The sequence below is a fragment of the Acinetobacter sp. BSP-28 genome (genome assembly GCF_044130285.1).
Taxonomy (GTDB): Bacteria; Pseudomonadota; Gammaproteobacteria; order Pseudomonadales; family Moraxellaceae; genus Acinetobacter.
In genome coordinates this window covers 1-717 of sequence record NZ_JBIQOB010000084.1, presented here as the reverse complement: position 1 = coordinate 717, position 717 = coordinate 1, and the positions used below count along the sequence as shown (strand labels likewise).

Genomic DNA, 717 nt, shown 5'->3' with positions numbered 1-717 from the left:
GGCACTGTTGCAAATAGGCTGACGTGATAAGCTAAATATCTTATTTATTTCGAGATACAGCAGATGAATCCCTTCCACGGTCGGCACTTTCAAGGTGAAATCATTCTTTGGGCTGTTCGTTGGTATTGTAAATATGGCATCAGCTATCGTGAACTTCAAGAAATGCTCGCTGAACGAGGCATAAATGTGGATCACAGTACAATTTATCGTTGGGTTCAGCGTTATGCTCCAGAAATGGAAAAACGCTTACGCTGGTATTGGCGTAATCCTACAGATTTACATTCATGGCATATGGATGAGACTTATATCAAAGTGAAGGGGCGATGGACTTACCTGTATCGTGCAGTTGATCAACGTGGTCATACGATTGACTTTTACCTTTCCGCTAGGCGGAACAGTAAATCAGCCTATAGTTTTCTAGGAAAGATATTCAATACGGTGAAAAAATGGCAAATTCCACGGGTCATCAATACAGATAAAGCAGCGACCTATGGCCATGCTTTATCACGATTAAAGCGAGAAGGAAAATGTCCACCAGACCTTGAACACAGGCAGATTAAGTATAAAAATAATGTCATTGAATGTGATCATGGTAAGTTAAAGCGGATCATCAGGGCCACATTAGGATTCAAATCTATGAAGACGGCTTATGCCACAATTAAAGGTATTGAAGTCATGCGTGCACTACGTAAAGGACAAGCATCGTCATTTTATTAT

At 40.6% G+C, this 717-nt stretch carries 1 protein-coding gene; it reads left to right on the top strand.

What is annotated here, in order from left to right:
- Nucleotides 1–63: 63 nt before the first annotated feature.
- Nucleotides 64–717 (top strand): IS6 family transposase (locus ACE01R_RS17860; RefSeq protein ID WP_395552814.1); only part of this gene is annotated, 654 nt, incomplete at its 3' end.